This window comes from Kiritimatiellia bacterium (assembly GCA_026417735.1).
GTDB lineage: Bacteria > Verrucomicrobiota > Kiritimatiellia > PWTM01 > PWTM01 > CAACVY01.
Genome location: JAOACR010000009.1, coordinates 350489 through 373616 on the forward strand (window position 1 = coordinate 350489; position 23128 = coordinate 373616).

12 protein-coding genes and 2 pseudogenes are annotated in these 23128 nt (G+C 68.2%); 5 read left to right on the forward strand and 9 right to left on the reverse strand.

Going from position 1 to position 23128, the window contains the following annotated elements; all coding sequences use genetic code 11:
- Positions 1-90: 90 nt before the first annotated feature.
- The 3 genes from N2652_05165 to N2652_05175 all read right to left on the reverse strand — a co-directional run bounded on the left by N2652_05165 (position 91) and on the right by N2652_05175 (position 5371).
- On the reverse strand, positions 91-2292 hold the full coding sequence (locus N2652_05165) for a PPC domain-containing protein (GenBank protein ID MCX7818586.1): 2202 nt from the start codon (positions 2290-2292) through the stop codon (positions 91-93).
- Between the two features lie 48 nt (positions 2293-2340).
- Positions 2341-3690 (reverse strand): DUF1501 domain-containing protein, encoded by a 1350-nt coding sequence (locus N2652_05170; protein ID MCX7818587.1) that lies wholly within the window; start codon positions 3688-3690, stop codon positions 2341-2343.
- Positions 3691-3772: 82 nt separating this feature from the next.
- Entirely contained in the window at positions 3773-5371 is a 1599-nt protein-coding gene (locus N2652_05175; protein MCX7818588.1) for a DUF1549 and DUF1553 domain-containing protein, read from the reverse strand.
- A 394-nt stretch (positions 5372-5765) separates the two neighbouring features.
- On the opposite strand from N2652_05175, the gene N2652_05180 reads away from it, so the two are divergent.
- The 5 genes and pseudogenes from N2652_05180 (at position 5766) to N2652_05200 (ending at position 15132) form a co-directional block, all read left to right on the forward strand.
- On the forward strand, positions 5766-6770 hold the full coding sequence (locus N2652_05180; protein MCX7818589.1) for a hypothetical protein: 1005 nt from the start codon (positions 5766-5768) through the stop codon (positions 6768-6770).
- 1132 nt (positions 6771-7902) lie between these two features.
- Positions 7903-8880 (forward strand): annotated as a pseudogene (locus N2652_05185) (endo-1,4-beta-xylanase).
- Positions 8877-10706, forward strand: a complete 1830-nt coding sequence (locus tag N2652_05190) for a glycosyl hydrolase (GenBank protein ID MCX7818590.1) — start codon at positions 8877-8879, stop codon at positions 10704-10706. Before N2652_05185 ends, N2652_05190 begins: the two are co-directional and overlap by 4 nt.
- Complete coding sequence (locus N2652_05195; GenBank protein ID MCX7818591.1) at positions 10687-11115, forward strand: prepilin-type N-terminal cleavage/methylation domain-containing protein; 429 nt, start codon at positions 10687-10689, stop codon at positions 11113-11115. Before N2652_05190 ends, N2652_05195 begins: the two co-directional genes overlap by 20 nt.
- 39 nt (positions 11116-11154) lie before the next feature.
- Complete coding sequence (locus N2652_05200; GenBank protein MCX7818592.1) at positions 11155-15132, forward strand: glycosyl hydrolase; 3978 nt, start codon at positions 11155-11157, stop codon at positions 15130-15132.
- Positions 15133-15675: 543 nt separating this feature from the next.
- Here N2652_05200 and N2652_05205 read toward each other — a convergent pair.
- The 6 genes and pseudogenes from N2652_05205 to N2652_05230 all read right to left on the reverse strand — a co-directional run bounded on the left by N2652_05205 (position 15676) and on the right by N2652_05230 (position 23120).
- Positions 15676-16080 (reverse strand): annotated as a pseudogene (locus N2652_05205) (M14 family zinc carboxypeptidase).
- Positions 16081-16588: 508 nt separating this feature from the next.
- Positions 16589-17473: an SDR family oxidoreductase gene (locus N2652_05210; GenBank protein MCX7818593.1), complete on the reverse strand. Its 885-nt coding sequence runs from the start codon at positions 17471-17473 to the stop codon at positions 16589-16591.
- A 358-nt stretch (positions 17474-17831) separates the two neighbouring features.
- Positions 17832-18290 carry a hypothetical protein gene (locus N2652_05215; GenBank protein ID MCX7818594.1) on the reverse strand — a complete coding sequence of 153 codons (459 nt, stop codon included), beginning with the start codon at positions 18288-18290 and terminating at the stop codon, positions 17832-17834.
- On the reverse strand, positions 18287-19255 hold the full coding sequence (gene hflK / locus N2652_05220) for an FtsH protease activity modulator HflK (GenBank protein ID MCX7818595.1): 969 nt from the start codon (positions 19253-19255) through the stop codon (positions 18287-18289). Before hflK ends, N2652_05215 begins: the two co-directional genes overlap by 4 nt.
- Positions 19255-20151, reverse strand: a complete 897-nt coding sequence (locus N2652_05225; GenBank protein ID MCX7818596.1) for a protease modulator HflC — start codon at positions 20149-20151, stop codon at positions 19255-19257. Before N2652_05225 ends, hflK begins: the two co-directional genes overlap by 1 nt.
- Entirely contained in the window at positions 20148-23120 is a 2973-nt protein-coding gene (locus N2652_05230) for a heavy metal translocating P-type ATPase (protein ID MCX7818597.1), read from the reverse strand. The genes N2652_05225 and N2652_05230 overlap by 4 nt, the downstream gene beginning before the upstream one ends.
- Positions 23121-23128: the final 8 nt, after the last annotated feature.

The window sequence follows — 23128 nt, forward strand, 5'->3', positions numbered from 1 at the left end:
ACAATTATTCGCCTTTGAACAAGCGCGCGTTTCCTCTTGATGAGTGATCCACGAGCGCCCCGCGCGTGGCACCGCGGTCTGCCGAGCGCATCAGGGTGCAGCCGCGTTGGTGGTGGCGGCCGCCGGCGCGTTGGTCACGGTCGGCGGCGTGGGCGGCGTTGCCGCGGCCGCCGGTGCCGACGTGACGGCGGGTTTCGTCGGCGTGTTCGTGCCGCCGGCGGGCGGCAGGGCAGCCGGAGCCGGCGGGGATGCAGATGGTTTTGCGGCGACCGGCGGCGGGGAGGTCACGGCCGGTTTCGGCGGAGGTGGCGGAATCATCGTCATCGCCAGCAGTTCGCGCGCTGGCACCAGGTGGCGCCAGAAGAAGGCCTGCATGCGGTCCTCCGCGGGCACCGCGCGACGCGTCAGCACCTTGCCCTCGTTCGTTGCGATCCCGACGATTTCCAGGCGCACCGGCGGATTGGTCCCCACATGGGTCGTCCGCAGCGTCACCCGCACGGTCGCCTGCGTTCCAGTGAGCGAGGCGGGCTGCAGTGAAAATCCCTCCGGCGGATCCTTCAGTTGCAGGTCCACCCGACCCGCGAAGCCATCCTTACGAAGAATGTGCACGTTGAACGAGGCGGTCGCGCTGCCGCGGAACACGACGCGCGAGGGCTCGGACCTCAGCACGAAGTCCGGCATGGGCGGGCTGATGCGAAGCCGGTAGGTGTATTCCGGACCGCCGCGGTGCTGCGTGTCCCGGATGTGCACGTAATAGGTCCCGTTCGACGGCAGCACCACATCGAGGTACGAATCCGCGTGATGGGTGTACAGTCCGGACGCAAGGTCCTCCCAGTCGTCCGCAACTGCAATCGGCGTGCCGGTGGCGTCGGTCAGCTTCACGTGCGAATCGAGCGGCGAGTCCAGCCGGCGCGCCCATACTTCCACGACGACGCGGTTGCTCGCCGTCCCCTCAAACGCGAACACGTCCACATCGGACGGGCGCTCAACACGGCCGTTCACGCCCACGGGCAGCGTCACGGCCTGGGGCTGCCGCACCGAATCGTTCGGCTCGGCCGCCGCCACATCCGGCAGCTCGTCCACCAGAAACGGGACGCGGTTGGAGGTCCGTCCCCCCGCACCCCGGAAGGAGATGAAATGCACCCCGGGTTCCGGATCCGCAAGGGGGAAGTCCCATTCCGTCTGTTCCAAGTTCCACCCGTCAATCGTCAGTTTCGGCCGCGACGAGCGATTCGCGCCGGGAGGAAACACCGACGTGATGAACGGCACTTCGCCAACCGTCACACGGTAGACGAAGTCCTCGCGGCCGCGGAAGATCGCATCGTGGACGGCGAGCCGGTAGGTGCCATCGGCCGGCACCTCCCAGAACAAGACCGGATCGGGCCGAAAACGGTAATCGTCGTTGTACACGATCTCGCGTCCCGACGCGTCAAACACCGCGACGACGGCCTGAAACCAGCCGGGCACCGCGTCCGCAATGTAGGGGATCAGATCGCGCGCCTGCGCGGCGACGACGAGGCGTTGCCCTTTGCGGGCTTGGAAGCAAAACCGGTCAATCGTGCCCGGGCCGATCTGGCCGTTCACGACGCAGGGAATCTCCACGACCATCTCGTCGTCGTCCAGGTCACTGGCGCCGGGCTCGTCGCCCCCGCCCCCGCCGCCCATCATCATGTTCATCATCTCGCTGCCCGCGGTCGTGGTTTTCCGGCGACGCCGGAGGCTCTCGCCCTCCTTGCCCAGAATGGCCCGGCGGCACGTCGGCATCGGCGGGGCGCCATACTCGGGCAGCTCACCGACCATGAACACCAACGGGTTGGACGGGCCGCGATCCCCGATCACGCGGATCTCGCGCGGGCCCGGCGGCGCATTCGAGGCGATGACGAATTCGGCGACCACCAAGTTCGCGATCGAATCGCACTGGGGCAGGTCGGTCCATTCGTCAATGAACTTCGTCAGCCGGACGATCAGGTTGGTGATCCTGGGCTCCGCCTGCCGTTCCGGCGGCAGTCGCCGCAGTTCAAAGAGCTGTTCGCGCAGGAGCTGGACCTCCTGCGGATTCATGCGCTTGTTGTACTCGACAACACGTCCGGCGACCCCCTCCCCGGACACCACGATCGCGCGCGCAAACTCGATCGCCTGGCCGCCAATCGTCGCGCGAACGGTCGTACCCTGGCGCCCACCGGCGGGATACACGAAGCCTATGTAGGCCTGCTGCGCGGGTGAGGGCGCCACCGCGGCGAGCGCCACACCCACCACCACCACGCCAGCGCGCGCGAGACCGCGTACGTGCATATCGATTCCCCTGGGCCTGCCGGCGCCGCTGCCCGGCGCCCCCGCGGCCTACATGATCTCTGTCAGCAAGCCCGCCGACTTCGCACCCGCCTCGGTGCTCGCCAGCACGCGGGCATCGTAGCCGAGCGGGTGCGGCAGCTTCGCATCGGCATCAATGCCAGCCAGATGGTAGATGCTGCCGAGCAGATCAATCGGATACACGGGCCGTTCCTTCAGTTCTTCTCCCTTTTCATCAGTTGCGCCGACGATCCGCCCGCCCTTGAAGCCGCCACCCGCGACGAGCACGGTGAAGACCTTGCCGAAGTGGTTGCGCCCGCCATTCCAGGGCGGCTGCCAGTCCACTTTCGGCGTACGGCCGAACTCCCCGCAGCACCACACGATGGTCGACTCCAGCAATCCGCGGTCATGCAGGTCCGCTAGCAACGTCGCCAGGCCCTGGTCGAGCTGCGGGCACTGCCGGCTCATGGTCGCGAAGTGGTTCGAGTGAGTGTCCCAGCCGCCGGGATAGTTGATCGTCACATACGGCACGCCCGCCTCCACCAGCCGGCGGGCCACCAGGCACGACTGCCCGAACGTGTGGCGGCCGTAACGGTCCCGCAGCTTCGGGTCCTCTTTCGAGAGGTCGAACACCGCTCTGCCTTCGCCCAGGATCAGGTTGTACGCCTGCTCGCGACACTCGCGGGAATGCGCCAGCTCGGGGTGATCGGGCGCCACACCCGCCAGCGCGTTCATCTCATTCAACAAATCGCGGCGGGCCGCCTGCCGCTGGTCCGTGATCCCCCGCGCGACAACCCCCTCCACCTCAAACCGCGGCGCGTTCGGATCGCCGCCGGTCGCAAACGGCTTGAACTTCGAACCCAAAAAGCCGGCCTCGGAGAACCGCCCCTGCGGCCGAGTGAGCACGACGTAGGGCGGGATCAGCCCCTTGTAGCCGGCCTGGTACCCCTTGAAAAGCGCAAACACCGCACCAATCGACGGATACGCCAGCCGCTCGCCGGGCATGTGGCCGGTCTGCATCAAATACGCGGCCGTCTCATGCCCGTTGTTGCCATGCGTCATGCTGCGAATCAACGAAAACTTGTCCGCCTGCTTCGCGAGCATCGGAAACAGATCGCTCAGCAGGATGCCGTCCACGTTCGTTTTGATCGCCTTGTTGAACGTGCCGGTATAGTCATACCCGGCGTCGGGCTTCGGATCCCACGTGTCGGAATGGGACATGCCGCCCCACAAAAACACTTGGATCACCGACCGCGCCTTCGCCGGTGGTTTCGCCGCGGGTGCATCGCCGCGCGCTGCGCCCGCCAGCAGCGCGGCCGCCCCTGCGCCCGTACGCCGCAGCGCCTCGCGCCGGGAAATGCCGCCGCCCCGCACAGACTCATTCACCGCGTTCGCCTTCATCGTCTTGCCCATCCTGCGTCCCGGCCGGCGTATAGACACGGCCGAATGACGTCATTATAACGGATTTCCGGGCCATTTCTTTTCAGTGACGGTACAAAAATTCGTCACTGTTCATCAGCGCCCAGACGACGTCGTTCCACAGCTCGCGGCCACGCACAACGCCCTTTTTCTCAAATGCTTGCAGCCGCTCTATTTCCGACGCAGTCGGCCGACGGCTCAGCGTCACCAGATACACATCCTCCGCAATATCGGCCATTTTGCGGTTGGGCTGAACAATGGCCCCCAGAACCGGGCTGGACTGAATTTTCTGCTGGATGTGGCTGGAGTTGAGCAGGTGCATCCACTGCGCCGGAATCGGACGGCTCGAGCGCTCGTTTTCCATGCCGGTGGCGCGCGCCGGCCGGCCGAAAAGCTCCAGAAACGGGCTGGTGATGCTGCCGTCGGGCAGCGCGACCGCGCTCTTGGTCTCCGGCACGAACGTGAAGGGCTCCGGAATCGGGCTGGTGTAGAGCTCCGTCGAACCGGTGACCTTGTTGATCGCGTCGATGAGCACCTCCGCATCCAACCGCCGCATCGGATAGAACGCAAACTTGCCCTCCGTCTTCGCGAGTTGCTCAGCAGTGGCAACGGAGGTGTGCTGCCAGGTCCGCGAGTTTAGGATCAACCGAAAGAGATGTTTCACATCGAATCCGGTGCGGACAAACTCCGCCCGCAGGTACTCCAGCAGCGCCGGATTGGAGGGGGGGTTATCGGGCCGGAAATCGTCCGGCTCGTGCACAATGCCGCGCCCGAGCAACCAGCTCCATACCCGGTTGGCCATCACCGTCGCGAACCACTGGTTCGTCGGCGTGATTAGCCAGTCTGCGAAAATCTCTCGCGGATCCCGCTCGCCGCGCAGCTCCACCTTTGTGCCGTCGGGAAACTCCGCAATTCGCGGCCCCTGTACCACCGCGGCCCCACTGGTGGCCGCGACCTTCGCGGGCAGGTCGGGATCCCAGAACACGATTTCTTCTTTCCACTCCTTCGTGGGCTTGATCGCAAGCTCCGTGAAGAACATGCTCATCCCGGCGAGCCGGTTGCTGGGCCAGTGTTCCACCCGCGACCCCATGAACAGCAGAGCGACCGCCGTTGCCCACCCCTCCGGATTGCGGTTCTGCACCGCCCGATAAAAGTTCACCGGCCCGACGCGAAAATTGCTGCCGTTCGTCGTCAGCATTTCGCGCACAAAGCGATCGTAGGGCTTGTTCGCCCGCAGCGACTCGCGGATCCAGCGGTGAAAGGCCTGCGCGGCGTTCGGCCAGAGGTTCACGGGAAACTCGGCCTTCACACGGAGCAAATCGCTCCACTTCATCGCCCAGTAGTCCGCAAACTCCGGCCGCTCGAGCACCCGGTCGACCCAGGCCGCGCGCTTGTTTGCGTTCGTGTCGGCCAGAAACGCGGCCGCTTCCGCAGCGCTGGGCAGGATACCCGCAGCATCGAGATACAGCCGCCGAATGAAAACCGCGTCGGAACACAGCGCCGGCCGAATTCCAAGCTTCTCGAGCTCGGGGTACACGCGGCGGTCAATCTCGGTGGGCGGCGGATCGAGCGCGGGATCCTCAAAAATCGCCCGAAGGGGTGAGGGCTCATCCGCGACGGCGATGCTTGCCGCCGCCAGCAGTGGCATCCAGCGTCCGTTCATCTGGCTCCTTGGTTCACGGTCGCACCGTGATGCTCTAGAGCCTACACCGCGTCGGGGCATTGTCGAGCGCGCCGGGAGGCGGCCAGCCGTTCGCCGGCGGAGCAACAAGGATCCGGGCGTTGGAGGGCGACGCGAACCACTCGTCCCATCCTTGGAACCGCATGGTCGACGAAGCCGACGCTTGACCAATCTCCCCTCGCACCCCTACGCTGCGTGCCGGACTATGGGGCGCCGGATTCCGGTGGCCCGCAACAACGGTTGGGGTTGTTGCATGTTCAGAAGCACGATTGGGGCGGTCGTTCTCCTGGCAGCGTCCGGAACAGCGGGGTCGGTGGCAGGGGAACGTCCAGCCGTTCGGGTGTTCGCTTTCGGCAACAGCCTGACCGGTGCCACGATGCCCAAATGGCATGAGTCGCTGGGAGCCAGCGCCGGCGTTCGGTGGTTGTGCACGGCGTGGCTCGGCGCGGGTTGGCAGCTCTGGCAGCACCGCGAAGAGCTCACCTCTGGACGTTCGCTGTTCACGGCGGGCACCCAGGGGGACCTCACGATTGATGCATCGTTGCTCCAGCCCACCGCCGACCACGCCCGCCGGTTTCTCCGCGAGCAGTGGGATGCGGTCGTGCTGCAGCTCTTTGCTTCCCACGTGAGCCTCGTCACCAACCGAATGTGGGGTCGCGAGCTCGGCGGGGACCGCGACGTCGGCGACCTCGGTGCAGCAACCGACCTGATTCGCATCTTTCTCCAGCGAAACGCCACCGGCCGCGTCTTCATCTATCAGGTCTGGCCCCCTATGGACGCCGGCCGCATACCGCCACCAGAGGAACAGCCGGCGTGGGCGAGAGCGATGCAGAACCTGCGCGCGGCGGAGTTTCCCAACCGGAACGCGTTCGACTACGCGGCCCGGTGGCTGCAACCGTACGCGCCGCAACCCGGCCAGTGGACCGGCTGCGTTCACCGCACACGGGATTTCAGCATCCGCGTGTTCCGTGGTCTGCAGGAACGCTTTCCCGAACTCGCGGCCACCGGCCGGCTCCAGATGATTCCTGCTGGAGATCTGTTCATGGAGCTCGACCGCCGGATGCGGGAGGGCCGCGTGCCGGGCGGCCGCGACATCCGCGACTTCTACACCGATGTGCAACATCTTCGCTTCGGGCTGCCGCGCTACACCGTCGCAGCGCTGTTCTTCTGCGCGCTTTTCGACGCGCCGCCGGATCGCCTCGACTGGCGCCTGTACAACAACCGCGACGCTTACGGTCCCGACCCTTACCACGATGGCGGCGAGATGTTCCCCATCACCGCCGAGAACGCCGCCGCCGTCCACACCGCAATTCGCGACCTGCTCGCGACCCATCCGTTTGCGGGGTGGACCGGCCGAGGTCTCACAGGAGATGGCTCATGATGTTCCGGCGACAATCTTCCGACACAGTTTGTTCCGCTGCGAAAATCGCGCTGGCATGCGCAATGGCGGCGCCCGCGCATGCGGCGCTGGAGGTCGTCGCGCTCGGTCGCACTTGGCGGCCGCCGCCCCAGCGGGCGATCGTCGCACAGTCCCAATTCGACACCAGCGGCAATACCTCCGTGCGCAACCGCCGACCACCGGAATGGAAGGCAGCCGGCTACTTCCAGCGCAACCGCGATCTCGGCCAGGTGTTCACCGCGCCGCGTGACTTCGTGCTGGAAGCCATCGTGCTGCGCACCGGTCCGGCCGACGCCGCCTTTCAGCCGGGCAGCGCCGGCGCGGCGGTGTTCGTGCAGTTCTTCGAGGTCGAGGGCCAGCCGCAGCTGGACGACAACCACACCCCCCCCGGCACACGCGCAACCCACGGCTTCTCGTCCAACCACCGCTGCGACGACGTGATTCGGGGCGTCCGCTACCGACCGCTGAAGTTCGTACGGGGCGGCGTGATGCCCGACCTCGCGAAGGAGGGAGAGGGTGGGCGCTTGGTCTACATGCTTTGGCGACTCACCGGTGATGACCGGCTCGAGTGCCGCGCCGGGCGCCGCTACGCGTTTTTGGTCGGCTTCGAGCAGGCGGGCGAACGACGGGGATTCACCCTCGCGAACCGCAACCTTGCGGGCGATCCGGCGCCGCCGCGACTGGACGATCCCCGCGACCCTTACCCCGGCGGTTGGGCCATCCGCCGTGAGGGCGACGGCACGCTACCACCGACGATGCGCCCCGGTCCCGCCCCACCGTCTGACCCCACGCCGCTGCTGCGCGAATCGCTGTTTCCGGACGGCGAAGCGCGGTACGCGATCCCCCCCACCACCGACGGGTTTCCCGATGTGGACACCTACCGGGATCTGGAGTTTTCCCTGTTTGCGGCCGGCGAAAGCCCAACCACCTCCCAACGGCCCGCCGGTTCGACACTGCGCGAGCTGGCGGAACGGCTGAAATTTCATGTGAACCTCGACCGCCAGGGGGTCGCGTCCAGTCAGGTCGGTCCGGGGCGGTTCGAGCCGGCGGCGCGAATCGCTCGCGACCATTCCACCATCATGACCGCTAGCTGGGAGATGTTTCCCGCCCACTCGTGGAAAGGCGACAGCATCTATTCGATGGCACCGACCGCCACATCGACCGGTGCCGCGCAAACGGTATCCTTTTCCACGGACATGGCCTCGGGTACATGTTCCGCGACGGCTGGAAGTTCCCAATGCTTCCTGTTGAAACCGAAGAGCAGCGCGCGCGGGCAGGGGAAACCCACGAACGTTACGTTCGTGACACCGCCGCGCGTTTGCGCGGGCGGCTCCACATGTGGGACGCCTGCCACGAACATCTGGCTCCGCTCCACCGCAGTGGCGGATGGTTGATCTGGAACCCTCGTGAGGGGCCGCGCGACTACTGGAAGACCGACCCGATAGATCCGCGCGACGCCGAGCGCGGTCGGCGTTGGTACGAGGTGACGCTCCGCCTCGCCCACGAGGCCGATCCCGACGCGCGGCTGGTGCTGCTCAATTTCAACGACGAGATTGCTTCTCCCAAAAGCGACACGATGTTCGAGCTGTGCCGTGGGCTGCGCTACCCGGGCCGACCGCTGCACGGAGGAGGGTTTCAAATGCACATCAACACCGAGTACAAACGCCAACAGTGGAGGCGGGTCGCACTCGAGCTGGGCGCCCATTCCCGGGAGGACGACAATGCCGACCTTCAGTACATGGACCGCAACAGCCGTCGATTTGCCTCGCTCCGCCTCGAGGTGTAAATGGCTACGATTTCCGTGCACCTGCACCCCGACCGCCCGCTGGACAATGAACCGGAACGTCAGGCCGAGGTGTACCGCCGCGCATTCGAGGTGTGTCTGCGCGAGCCCGGCGCGCGCGGCATCAAGCTCTGGGGTGTAATGGATCCGGCCCCGTCACCCCGCCGGCGGGCATCGCGTCCATCTTTGTTCGACAAGACCGGTCGAACAAAACCCGCTTTTTCGCGGTTCGTCGTGCGCTCGAGGATGAGCTGGCACGCCGACGCGCAGCGGGAATCAGATGAGCAATCGCGAGGAACTCCACCATGAGTCGTGCACTATGGCGCAGCGCGGCGGCGGTGATCGCGGCTGGCGCCGCCGCGTATGAACCGGCAGATCCGCAGCTGATCCCGGAGGCGCGCGCGGTGCTGGAGTACTTGGTGTCCGTACACGGGCGACGGACATTGCTGGGCATCTCCGGCTCCGACAACGCCGGCTGGTTGCGCGAAACGAGCGGGCGGTTACCCGCAATCGTCTCCTTCGATCTTTGCGGCTGGAACAGTCCAACGTGGGGCCCGACGTACACGCCCGTCGTTGAGCGTACGATTGCGGAGGCGATGGAGTGGTGGGCGCGCGGTGGGATCGTGGCGATGCAGTTCCACTGGAAGCATCCGCAAAAACCGGAAGGTAGCGCGTGGGTCGGACCACACGGCGGCCGGCCGGCCAGCGGCACCTACGACATGGCGTCCGTCACCGTCACCGGGACGCCCGCACACGAGGCCTTCATCCGCGACCTGGCCCGTCATGCGGACTACCTTGAACGGCTGGCAACCGCCCGCGTGCCGGTGCTCTGGCGACCATTTCACGAGATCGACGGCGGCTGGTTTTGGTGGACCGACACTTCCGCGCCGGAGCACACCGCGGCAGCGTGGCGACTGATGTTCGAGTATCTGGTGCACCAGCGTCGATTGCACAACCTGATCTGGGTGTGGAGCGCTGGCCTCCGCGCGGGCGGTTATGCGGATCTGCTCCGTCGCGAGAAACGCACCGGCTCGTTCGAGGAGGAAATCGCGTTTCGTCGCCGCTACTGGCCGGGCGACGCGTTCGTCGACATCGCCGGCATCGACATTTATCCGATCGAGGGCCGCCACATCTACCCCCATCAGGCCGAAGGGTACGGCCCGCCGGACCGGGACACCTATCCGGCGGCCTGGCGGATGGTCACGAACATTGCGCCGACGAAGCTCATCGCGCTGTGCGAGTGCCGAGGGCTGCTGGATCCGGCGCAGCTGGAACGGGAGGGACCCCGCTGGCTCTACGTGTTGCCCTGGTTTCCCGATCCGCCCGATTGGACGCGCCGCGTGCTCGCTCACCCCTACCTCGTCACGCTCGACCGCTTGCCGGTGCTCAACGCGGCGGCCGCACCGGACGTGAGGCTCGTCGCGCCGGCCGACGGCGCGGAGGTGCCGGCGGCCGAGTTCCCGCTCGCCGCGGAGACCCGCGCCGGCGGCGCACCGGTTGAGCAGGTTGAATTCTTCGCCCTCCCAGGGCGATGGAAAAATCTTTGGATGATGAGCGAAACGGAGAGGACCAACCTCTTCGCGAGTGCAACGATCGTCGGGGTTGTGACGACCCAGCCCTACACGGTGAACTGGCGGCCCGCGGCGCCGGGGATGTACACGCTCGGGGCGCGAGCGACCGATCGCTCCGGACGCCGGACGTTCTCCAACGGCGCACGAGTGACGGTCGGAGCGGAAAACCTCGCACGGCGAGGCACGTGGACGGCCTCGTCCGGCGCGGCCAGCGCCGCGCGCGCGGGCGACGGTGACCTGTTCACTGCCTGGGAGGGAGACAAACGAGACGACCAGTGGCTGGCGGTGGATCTGGGTGCCGAGGTGGACGTGGGCGCGGTTGCCGTGTCGTGGTGGAAGGCCTACGCGCGCCAGTGGTCGATCGAAGTATCCACCGACGGGACCACATGGCGCGCGATGCATGCGCAGCCAAACAAGCGGGAGTTCCTCGGCCACACCGACGTTGTCCGGTTCGCGCCGGTGCGGGCGCGCCACATACGACTGAACTGCGAACGTCGCGGAACCGAGTGGGGCGGCTACACCGTGTATGAGCTCGGCGTGTACCGTGAGCTGCCCGGCAACTGATCCACATGCCGGCGACGCGGCGCAGGGGTGCCGCTTGCCGCCTCGCAAGCCGCGCAGGGGCGCGGCGCGCAGTGGCTTCACGCTCGTCGAGGCACTGGTGGCGGTGGCGATCGCCGCCGTGCTGGCGGGCGCGGCCGCCGGTGCGTTGATGCTCGTCGTTCGGCTCGACCGTCAGGCATCGCTCACCGAGGATCTTGCCCGGGCGACTCGCGCCGTTGCCACCGCTCGGCGGTGGGCGGGTTCGGCCGCCTGGTCCAATGGACAACCCGCAGGCGTTCGGGCAGAGTACCGCATAGTGCGGGACGGCTCGGGGCCTGACACGGTGGAATGGGCGCTGTGGGAGCTCAGCTCCGTGGAGCGCCCCTCCACCCGTACGCGGCTTTGGTTGGATGGCGCAGCGCGCCGGTAAACAGACCCCGGATCCCGGTCTCCGCAACAGAGGTGCACAATGAGGGGTCGGCATCGACATCTGCGCAATTGGCGTGCCCCCGCTCTGCTGTTGGTGTTGCTTGCCGGCTTCACCGGCGCAGACGATCTCGAACGCGCCTTTCGATCGCCGCCGCCGGCCACGGCGCCGTGGTGTTACTGGTACTGGATCAGCGACAACGTTTCCACCGCCGGCCTCACGCGCGACCTCGAAGCGATGGCACGTGTGGGCATCCGCGGCGCGCTGATGGGCCACATCTTTTTGGAAGACACCGCCCGCGGTGACGTTCGGATGCTGTCGGAGGAGTGGTGGGCGGCAGTCGAACACGCCGTGCGAGAAGGAGGCCGACTCGGCGTGGAGATCGGGATGTTCAACTGTCCTGGCTGGAGCCAGTCCGGCGGGCCCTGGATCGCACCGACGCAGGCGATGCGGCGGGTCGCCTGGTCGGAACTGCGCGCGCGCGGCCCGCAGCCCATCGAGCGCCCCCTCCCCCCTCCGCATGAACACTTTCAGGACATCGCGGTGCTCGCCTGGCCGGTCACTTCCGATTCCTCCTCGCCCCTCTGCGATCCCCTCGCCACCGTGACCGGGTCGCCATCCGTGACGAACGCAGAGCTGACCATGGACGGTCGGCTCGACACTGCGGCGATCGTGCTGCCGGGACCATCGGCGGCGATCACCGTGACCACGGCGGTGCCGGCCGTGGTGCGCTCGCTGCAGATCCATCCCGCGCCGATGCCGTTTCGGTGCGACCTCGAGCTTCACGCTTGGCAGAGCGGCCTCGGCTGGGTTCCGCAGGCGCGCGCCGCCATCGCACGACACCACCTGCGGCCGATCGTCGGCTACTGGACCACCGGTCCGATCGCGATCGCGTGTGCCCCCGTCACTGCGACTTCGTTCCGGGTGGTGTTCAGTTCGCTCTCCGCGACCGCCGGCATCGCGGAGGTGGAGTTGCGCAGCGGGCCGGTCGTCGAGCGGTTCGTCGAGAAACAGCTCGCGAAAATGTGCCCCGACCCCGTCCCACCGTGGAGCCACTATCGATGGCGGCCGCAACCCGCCGCGGCAGAAACGGACGGCGCAGTAGACACTGCGCAGATCACCAACATTTCCGACCGGCTCGGCCCGGACGGCTGGCTGCGGTGGACTCCACCGCCGGGCGAGTGGCGGATCGTCCGCTTCGGCCTTGCGCCGACAATGGTCAGCAATCATCCCGCCGCACCGGAGGCGCGCGGGCTGGAGGTGGACAAGATGAACCGCGCGCACGCGCGGCATCACTTCCGCGCCTACGTCGGCCGGTTGCTCGAGCGGATGAGGCCGCGCGAGCGCCGCGCGCTGCGATGGATCGTCGCGGACAGCTACGAAACCGGTGCGCAGAACTGGACGGATGGTTTCCGGGACGAATTCGTCCGACGCTATCGCTACGATCCGCTGCATTGGCTGCCGACGCTGCTCGGCGAGGTGGTCGGCACACCGGACCGCTCGGATCGCTTTCTGTGGGACCTGCGTCGGCTCGTTGCGGACCGAATCGCAACGGAGTACGTCGGCGCGTTGCGCGATGAGTGCGCGCGGTATGGGCTGCGGCTGTGGCTGGAAAACTACGGCCACTGGGGATTCCCCTCCGAGTTTCTGTTGTACGGCCGCGAGTCCCACGAGATCGGCGGTGAATTCTGGGCACAGCCCGGCGGTACCGGCGAGGCGGAGCTGCGCGCGGCATCGTCCGCGGCGGCGGTGTACGGCCGGCGCCGGGTCTCCGCGGAGGCGTTCACCAGCATCCTGCAGTTCGAGAGCACGCCCGCCTCGCTGAAGGCGCGCGGCGACTGGGCGGTCACCCACAGCATCAACCACTGGGTGCTGCACGTCTACAACCACCAACCGTGGGACGAACGGCGGCCCGGCGTCAACGCCTGGTTCAGCACCGAGTTTAACCGGCACACACCCTGGTTCGAGCATCTGGGGCCATGGATCGATTACTGGCGACGCATCCACGCGCTGATGCAGAGCGGCCGGCGGGTCGCCGACGTCGCGCTCTTCATCGGAGACGACGCGCCCGTGATGACCGGCCCGCGTGCGCGCGAGATGCCGGCCGGCTTCGACTACGACTTTGTGAACGCGGACGCGCTCGCCGCTGCGCGGATCCGCGCAGGCCGCTGGACGCTGCGCTCCGGTGCAACGTACGCGCTGCTGGCTCTCCCCCCCTGGGACGCCATGCGACCGGAAACACTCGCCCGGCTGCGCGAGCTGGTGCGGGACGGTGGCGTGCTGTGGGGGCCACGCCCAGTCCGCTCACCCAGTCTGGCGGGCTGGCCAAAATGCGATGAGCAGGTCCGGCGCCTCGCGGAGGAGCTCTGGGGCCCCGAACCGCCGCCCGCGGCGGGCAGCGCGCCTCGCGCACGTACCGTCGGTCGCGGTCGGGTCATCGAGGGCGGCACGCTGGCGGAGGTGCTCACGCTTCTCGGCGTTCCGCCGGCGATCGCAAACGCCGGCCCGTTGCTTTGGACCCATCGCACAACACCCGGCGGCGAGGTGTTCTTTGTTTGCCACGGCGGAAACGATCCGGTGATGGTGTCGCCCTGGTTCCGCGCGGGCCTGCGGCTGCCAGAAATCTGGGACCCCCTGCGCGGCACACAGCAAACCGCGGCCGTTTGGCGCGTGGAAAATGGGGGCATGCGGGTCGCGCTGCGGCTAGAGCCACGCGGCTCACGGCTGATTGTGTTTCGGCACTCACTTCCCCACCCCGCACTGGCGCTGAACGCCGTGGAGTCCGATGCTCACCGAGGGCTGACCGTCAACGCCCCCACCGGACCGGACGCACCCGCCGACTTCGCGCCGGCGTCCACCGCCGGCAACTTTACCCTCGCCGGTTGGGCACGACCGACCGCGGCGACCGGGTTGCCCTCCGAGACCGCCACGGGAATTCATCTGCAAGTCCCGCGCAATGAGGCGGTGGTCCCGCGGCACGGTGATCACCTGTCGCCGGACAACACCTCCGGAACGCACGCGGGCGTCGGTGTCGCGGTCGGGACCAATGGCGTGGTGCTCTGGGAACATGGCGCCAGTTACTTCGTGCCGGTACTGGTCCATCCGGCAGCGATAACCGACCTCGTCCATATCGCGGTCGTGTACCGGGACCGTCGGCCGGAGCTATGGCTGGATGGGCGACTCGTACGACGGGGACTGACCGGTGACAAGTTCCCGCTCCCGTCGATCTCACGCCCGACGCCGCCGCCGCCGGAATATCGCGGCGACAGCCGCCCCTGGTTCGCATGGCCTCGGCCGCTGGAATCCAACGAGATCGCCCGCCTCATCGCGGCGCGGCCGATCGTCAACGAGCCCGAGGGTGATCTGGCGCCGACCGTCGATGCTCTCGATTCAAAGGGCCGCGCGCGGTTGCGGGTCTTCACGCCCGGAGAGTGGCGCGTCAAGTGGCAGGACGGCTTTTGCGCGACCACGCGGGTGCAGCTGCCGCCGCCGTTGGAGCTCTCTTGTGGCTGGCGCGTCGCGCTGGAAGGTGGGACGGCGGCGCATGGGCCGGTCGAGCTGGAACGGTTGATGCCGCTCAACGAACACACGAACCCGCTGCTGCGATACTGTGCCGGCCGCGCCACCTGGTGGATCACTTTCGACTGGACACCGCTGCGCGCGGACGAGGTTTGGCTCGACCTGGGCCGCGTGGAGTCGGTCGCAGAGGTCCGGCTGAACGGCGAACGGCTCGGCGTGCTGTGGACTCCGCCCTACGCGCTGGAGGTCACCGGCCGCCTGCGGCCGGGCCGCAACGAGCTAGAAGTGCGCGTGGCAGGCACGTGGCGCAATCGCGTGATCGGCCATCTCCGACATCCCGAGGGTCTTCCCGGCGCCAGCGACGATGACGAGCGTCCGTGGTTGGCCAGACCCCCGCGGCCGAGCGAGCTGAATGCAGACAGCCCGCTGCAACCCTTTGGCCTGATTGGACCGGTCCTCCTCCGCCCGGCACTCCGACCAATCTTGCACCGGCCGGAGTGAGTGCGCGCAGCCAGTCGTTCGCCGCCAAGACTGCATGCGTCCTGTGCGCCGCACCGGCGGCGGCGATTCGCCCTGTATTGTCGGCGACTGCTCTGAGGAGCGCTCAATACCCTCGCAATAGTCGTTGAACACCTCCACCAGACCGGCGCCAAACTCCTCCCAAAGAGAGGCGGACGGTGGTGCGGTGCGGCCGGCGATCCAGTTCGCGTTGAGCTCAAGAACTGCTGCGGTGATTCCGTAACGGACGAGCCAACCCTCTCCGAACGAACCGGGGTTCGAGAACGACGGCGCGCTGGTGCCCTCAGTGAACCACGTCCGCGCACGGAGACAGCGCTCGAATAGCGCGATGCGACGGAGGTAGCCCTCCGCCGCAACGCCCGCCGGTCGGGCGATGTGCAGCCGCCCCCCCGCGTCGTTGTGTAGATCCAGCGCGAGCGTCGGCGGGCCCACGTCGCGAATGCGGCGCTCGACCCACTCCTCCAGCGCCCGGTTCTCCGGCGCCAACTGGAGATCCGCCGGCCGGTCCATGCGCCGGTTCAGATCGGCACCCAGAACGTTGAAACGCGTCATACCGCGAGCAACGCCGTCCTTGTTCGCCATCGGCATCACGTGCACGGACGCGCGCGCCATCAGCCGCCGCACGCCCTCATCACCCTGCGCCAGCCGCCGAAGCAAACCTTGCACGACCCAGCTCCCGCCCGCTTCCCAAGGGTGTGCGCGGGCGCGCACAAGGAACGCGTGGCGGGCGCGAGCCGGCCCGACCGAGACAATCTCCAACGGCCGCCCCTCTACCGTTTGGCCGATCGTTTCAACCCGAACACCGTCCCGGCCGCGCAGCCCATCGAGCAGCTGCGCCAGATCGGAAAGGCGATAGGGCTCGACCCGCGCGACCCACACCGGCGAGGAAACCACTCCGATCTTTGCCCGCACCAAGTTCGAGTGCACCATTTCGGTGGGCACAGAAGTCCAGTTCTGACCATCCGCGGAGACGACCAACCGCTTCAGCTCAACGGCGACCGAGCCGGGGCGCCCGTTCCAGATGTTCAGGAGGTTCGTGAACTCGAGCATCCAGGTCGTACCCGCCGGCGCGTGAAATCGAAAATAGATGTGCCCCGCCGCGCGATTCGACGTGCCGCGTTCGTGGTCATACAGCAAATGGAGACGAAGCGCCCGTTCCCCCACTGGCTCCCACCACAGGGGCGAACCGTTTTCAATCGTGGTTTCAAGGAAGGGAAGTGTCGCAGGACCGTTGGCGGCGCCGTCATCCGCAAATACCGCAGCGATGAACACGAGGGCCACGCAAGCCGATCCTGCACGGGCTCGCACGGCCGGAGAGATCATTCGCGCGCCGCGCTCACAAGCTCCCATTGTCGTCTTTCTGACTCATGCGTCATTCTACGTTCGGCTCAGCGCCGCCCCCCTCCAGCCCCCCTTCCGAACCACGCAGGCGGTGGCCCTAGCGGCCGGCTCCCGCAGCCTGCGGAAAGTCATTTACAAAGGAACGCACCACCTCCGCAAACGGCGTGAAACGAGAGAAGCCCAACCGCCGTATGAGGTCGGTCGCCAGTTGCGAGTCCCGTGGTCGAGCCGCACGACGCGGTACCACCTCCGAGGACGGGCGGATGTGCCCAGCGCTCCACCCAAGGACGTCGGCGGCAGCACGAATCATGTCATGGCGGGTCATGGCCTCTTCGCCGCTGTAGTGCACCACCCCCGCAAACCCCTGGCCAATGAGAAACCCGATCGCTTCTGCGACGTCGCGAATCCAGGTGGGAAACCGCCGCAGCACCGCATCGGCGGTTTGCGGCGCCGGCGAGCGCAGCGCGCAGACGATTTGATACAGGAAACCGGACGACTCAAATGTCGGTCCCGACCCCACCAACAAGGGAATCCGCAGCACGATCGAGTCCGGCCGGGTCAAGACCGCGTCTTCCGCCTCGATCTTGCTGCGGCCGTACTCATTCACTGCGCGGCGGGGGCTGTCCTCGCGGTACGGTGGCGAGTCGCCGTCAAATACATAGTCGGTGCTCACGAACAGCACCCTCGTGGAAGCGGGCAGCTCGTGCATCAGCTCGATCACGGGCGCGGTGTTCAGCGCACGCGTTTCTTCCGGGTTTTCCTCACAGAAGTCCGGCTCGCGGTACGCGGCCAGATGCACGACCCAGTCGGGCCGATGTTCGGCCAGCAGAGGCCGCCAGACGCCCCGGCGGCGCAAGTCCAGCGCAATGCCCCCCTCCGGCGCGTGACGCCCGCCCACCGGCATCACCGTATGCTCCGCCGCCAGCCGGCGCGTCACCTCGCGGCCAAGAAAACCTGTCGCCCCTGTGATCAGCAGCTTCATTGCCGACACACTATCCCCCGCGCCCCATGCTCAGACAAGCTCCCACCGAGGGAAAGTGTAGAGCGCCCTCCGCCGTGACGGTTCTGCGGTCTGACGAAATCAGCACGTACGATGTCCGTGGAGGGCGCCGTTCCACCGGCGCCGCGCAAGACGCCAACATGAGAGAGGTACGGTCCTGCGTGCCCAGTTTCTACGACGCGTGTTGGTTCACCGTTCCACGCAAGCGAGGAAGAACCGCGGCCCGGGGGGGGGAACCCGGCCCTCCAGATGCATCCACAATGCATGCCGCATGCCTGGAGGGCGCCGTTCCACCGGCGCCGCGCGCGGATCGGAACGGAACAACGGCCGACGCGGCAGATCAATCGAACGCCGGTGTGCCGTATTGGACGGGCGGGACCACGCGATTGGCTTGGCTGAAGCCGACAATCACCCATCCGCGGCCGCGCCGTTGCAGTCGAGCCACTTGTCGCTCGTTCCGATCTTCGAATACGAGCTCAACCTCGGCCTCCGCGAAGCTGTCCGGCGAGCCGCCCATCGTCTTCACCGCCACTCCCCGCAGCCCGCGGACCCACCCGGCCACCCCGTTGTCCGCACCGGAGGGGCGGGCCTCGCTGCGGAGGGCGTCGAGGGACTGCCTCAGCGGCCCCGCCGCCAGCCGCATTGCGGCGTTCGCATCGCCGCGCGCGACCGCATCAAACCAGGCGGTCACAACCTGCTCGGGCGTCGCCGGCGAGCTGCGGCGGCCCACCCAGACCCCAAAGGCCGCCAGTGTCGCGACGAGCGCCCCGCGGCCGATCCATTCCAAGGCCGATCTCACCGTTCGACCGCCTCCGGCAGCACCAGGTCGACCCGCCGGCGTGCGCGTTCGTCCAGCACGATCATTCGCAGGCGAGGCAGAACCTCCTCCGCGGCTTCGATCGCAAGTCGTAGCGCCGTGGCGCTCGGGTCGACGCGGTACCGTTCCCACATCGCGAGGAATGCGGCCGCCTCGCCACGGGCACGCAGCACACGGTCGCCCGCCTCACCACGTGCAGCCGCAAGGATCTGGCCGGCCTCGCCTCTTGCCCGGGGCAGCAGCCGGCTCGCATAACCCTCCGCTTCGTTGATCGCCCGCTGCCGATCCTCGCGCGCGGCCGCGACGTCGCGAAAAGCGTCGGCCACTTCGGGAGGGGGGGCGATCTCCTCCATCGTCACCGCGACCACCCGCACACCCAGCCCGAGCGCGTCCGCAGCCTGCTGTGTGCGCGCGCGCAACGCCTCCTGAAGTTCGGGTCGCGCGACGGTCAGCAGCCGGTCCACATCCATGACCGCCACCTCACGACCCAACGCGGCGGCGGCCAGATCGCCGAGCATCGCCTCCAGCACAGCCGCCCGGAACAAAAATGCCCGTGGATCCTCGATCCGGTACTGCACCACGCCCGCCAGTCGGACGAGGTTCCGATCACCCGTCAGATGTTCGAGCGCGGCGCCGGGGCGTCCTGCATCGCGCACCGCGCTGAGCGGCCCGATCGGCACGCGTCGCAGCTCCTGCAGCCGCACGCGCCGCACCCGGTCCAGACCGATCGGCAGCCCCAGATGGAGGCCGGGGCCGCGCAGCTCCGGCAGCATGCGGCCCATCCGTTGAACCACCGCCTGTTCGTTCGGCTGCACGGTGTAGAGCCCCGTCAACCCCCATGCGACCATAGCCAGAACGATCGCGGCGGCTGCTGGGCGGCGGCCCCGCACGGCGCGCGGGACCAGCGGCGTGGCGGGGCGCGCGGCCGGCGGATGGTCATGATGCATCACCGCGGCGACTCCGGCGCCATCGCGCCCGCCTCAAAAAGGTGCCGCAGCAGCGGCGAATCGGATGCCAGCAGTAGCGTTGTCTGCCGGTCAAGAAACCGCCGTGCCCCCTCGAGACTGCGGACGAGCTGGTAGAACACCGGATCCCGCCGATGCGCCTCCGCGTAGATGCGGGTCGCCTCGGCCTCAGCCCGCCCTCGTACCTCCTCGGCCTCCGCCGCGGCCTGCGCCAGCAGCACGGTTCGTTCGCGGTCGGCCTCCGCGCGGATGCGCATCGCCTCCTCCTCGCCCTCCGCGCGGTACTGGCGGGCGATCCGCGCGCGCTCCGACCGCATACGCTGAAACACGTTCTCGCGCACCTGCGCCGGCAGGTTCACCCGTTTCACGCGGACATCGGCGATCTCAATCCCATAGGCCTCCGCGGCGCGCCTCGCGCATCGCTCCGCGACCGCCGCAACGATCCGGTCCAGCCGGTGTTCCGCCGCGTTCGTCGAAACGAACGCCTCCATTGGATTGCGCCCCGCTTCCGCCGCCATTTCCGACCACACCAAATCGTGCAGCCGCGCCTCCGCGCCGCCCATGTCAATCACGGTCTCCAGGAACCGGCGCGGCTGCACAATCCGCCAGATCACAAACAGGTCCAGATCGAGATTCTTCTTCTCGCGGGTCAGAAACTCGGACGGCCGCGGATCGTACAACTGCAGCCGGCGATCGAGCCGCAGCACCGACTGCCATGGCGCCGTCCAGTGCAGTCCCGGGCCGGGCAGATCGCGGACCGGCCGGCCGAACTGCGTGACGATCGCGTATTCCGTCTCATCCACGAAGACCGGTGTGCGCACCGCGGCGAGCACCAGCACGCCCGCGGCCAGCGCCTCAAGGAACCTCGACCGTTTCATTGCGGTGACCCTCTCGTTTCCTCAGCGGCCGGCGCCAGGCCGCGCTCCGCGCCGGCCGCCGGGGGTGTCGGCTCGAGGCGACCATCCGCCATCAGCCAGAGCACGCGCCGGCCTGCGCTGTCGCCGGCGTCCACGATCCATTTCGGGCGGCCCGCCAGTGCAGACTCCACCGCCTCCCAGCGCAGACGCGCGGCAACCACCTCTGGCGCCACCGCATAGGCGGAGGCGACCGCAGTGAACCGGCGCGCTTCGCCCGCGGCGCGGGTCCAGCGACTGGTCGCCGCCGCCCGCGCGCCGATCACCCGTGCCGCCGCCTCGCCGCGCGCGGCCGCGCGCAGCGCCAGCGCGTCCGCCTGCGCCGAGTTGATCTCCGCCTCGCGCGCCTCCTGAGCCGCCGCCACTTCGCGAAAAGCTGGCACCACTTCCAGCGGCGGATGCACATCCGCCAACCGCACGTCCCGCACTTCAAACGCGTTCGCGTACTGCGCCAGCAACCGCTCCAGCCGTTCCCGCACGCGCGCTTCGATCTCCGAGCGTTGCTCGGCCATCAGCTCGCTTGCCGATCTGGCTGCCGCCTCCGCGCGCAGCGCCGACTCCGCCGCCCGCCGGACCAGCTCGTCCCAGAGCGGGCGCCCCTCCCGATCGTTTCGGCCGAGGCGAAACAGCGCAGCGTAGGGATCGCGAATGCAGTAGTGCACGACCGCCTTGACGTCCACGAGGTTTTCGTCGCCGGTCCACACCTCCGCCTCGGCTGGCACGCGGCTGTACCGGCCGCCCCGATGCTGCACGTTCCACTCGTACGCCGGCGGTTCGGTGTTCGCAGCGGTCAGATCTGCACGGAAGCCGATCTCCACACGACGCACTTCCAGAGGCCGCAACCGATCACGCCGCCCGAATGGCCAGGGCGCATGCAGATGCAGGCCCGGCCCCAGCGGAGAGGCATGTGCACGGCCGAATGTGCGCACGATCGCCACCTCGCCAGGCCCGACCACCACCAGGCCACTCGTCCCCCATCCCAGCAGCCCCAGCGCGCACACAGCCCTCACCCAGCCCCGCCGGTGCGTTCTCGCCCATTCCGCCCAGCACTCGAGCCGATGTCGCCACGCGCCCGGCTCGACGAGCAGCCGCATCGAGTTCAATACCACTGCGAGCGAACCCACTTGGTGCCAGACCGCCGCCGCCACCGGAGGCAACCATCCGGCCGCCGCCGCCGCAATGCCGATCACGTTGAAGCCAAACGTGAACAGCGCCACGTTTTCAATGATCGTCCGCCGGGCGCGGCGCGCGGTTGCGATCGCGCGCGGGATTTTTCGCAGATCACCCCCCACCAACACCACGCTGGCCGACTCCATGGCGAGGTCGGAGCCGATATCCGCAGGCGCAATCCCAACATCGGCGGCCTGCAGCGCCGGCGCGTCGTTCAGGCCATCGCCAACCATCGCCACCGGCCCGCCCTCCGCGGCGGCGCGGCGTACCTCCGCAATTTTGTCCGCCGGCAGCAGTTGCGCGCGCACCTCGGTGAGGCCGAGCGCGCGCGCGACCGCGCGGGCCACCGACTCGTGGTCGCCGGTCAGCATCCGTAGGCGGCGGATGCCAAGATGTTCGAGCTCGTGCAACGCGGCGGCGGCCTCGGAACGCACCACATCGGCGATCGCGATCACGCCGATCGCACGCTCTCCGCGGGCAACCCAGACCAGCGTCAGACCGCGCTCCGCGAGCGCGAGGCCCCGCTCGTCCAGCTGACGCGTGACCGCCACACCGGATTGCTCGAACCATCGTCGGTTGCCGGCCCGCGCGGTCCCGCCCGACACCACCGCCTCCGCGCCGAGGCCCGCTTGCGAACGCCAGTCCGTCGCCGGGGGCACCTGCAGGCCGCGTGCCTCGACCGCAGCGGTGATCGCGCGTGCCAGCGGATGCGCGGAGCCGGCTTCGACCGCCGCCGCGATCGCGAGCACCGAGTCCTCCGACTCACCCGGCTCCGCGACGACCTCCGTCACCACCAGCCGCGCCTGGGTCAGCGTGCCTGTTTTGTCGAACAGCACGGTTCGAACTCGTGCAAGGGTCTCCAGCGCCGCGCCGCCCTTCACCAGCACGCCATGCCGGGCCAGCGCGCCGATTGCCGCGACAACCGCGGTGGGCGTCGCCATCACCAGCGCGCAGGGACAGGCCACCACCAGCACCGAGACTGCCCGCACGAGGTCGCCGGTCCGCCAGCCCACCACCGCGGCGATCACGAGCACGATCGGGACAAACCATGACGCCCATCGGTCCGCGAGGCGCTGGATCGGCGCGCGTGCGGCGGCGGCCTCCTCCACCAGATGCAGTAACCGACCGAGCGTGGTCTCCGCGCCCACTCGCTCGACCACCACGTCGAGCGCGCCATCGAGCGGCGTGGTGCCTTCGTACACCGGATCTCCGGCGGTCTTGTCCGCGGGGACCGATTCGCCCGTCAGCGCGCTCTCATCGACCGCCGCAGCGCCGGCAGCAATGCGGCCGTCGGCAGGCACGCGTTCGCCGGGCCGCAACCGCACCCGGTCGCCCGGCACCAACTGCCCGACCGGGACGATCACCTCCACACCGTTGCGGAGCACCCGCGCGGTCTCCGGACGCATCCGCAGCAGCGCAGAGATGCCCGCCCGCGTGCGGGCGACAGTGGTCTCCTCGAGAAACTCCCCGAGGAGCATGATGAAGATGACTTCCGCGGCCGCGAGCGGCTGGCCGACGTAGAGCGCGCCCAACGCGGCCAGGGCCACCGCGAGGTCCGCGCACAGCCGGCCGTGCAGCAGCTCCGCGGCCGCGCGCCAGTAGATCGGCCAGCCGCCGGCCAGCGCCACCACCAGCGCCGCATCCCAGCCGGCGACCTCGCGCCAGCGTCCCGTCAAATACGCCAGCAGCCCTGCGCCGACCAGCGCCAGCCGAATCGCACCCCGCGCACGCGGCCGGATCAAAAACTCAACCGGACGGGGCATCGGCAGCC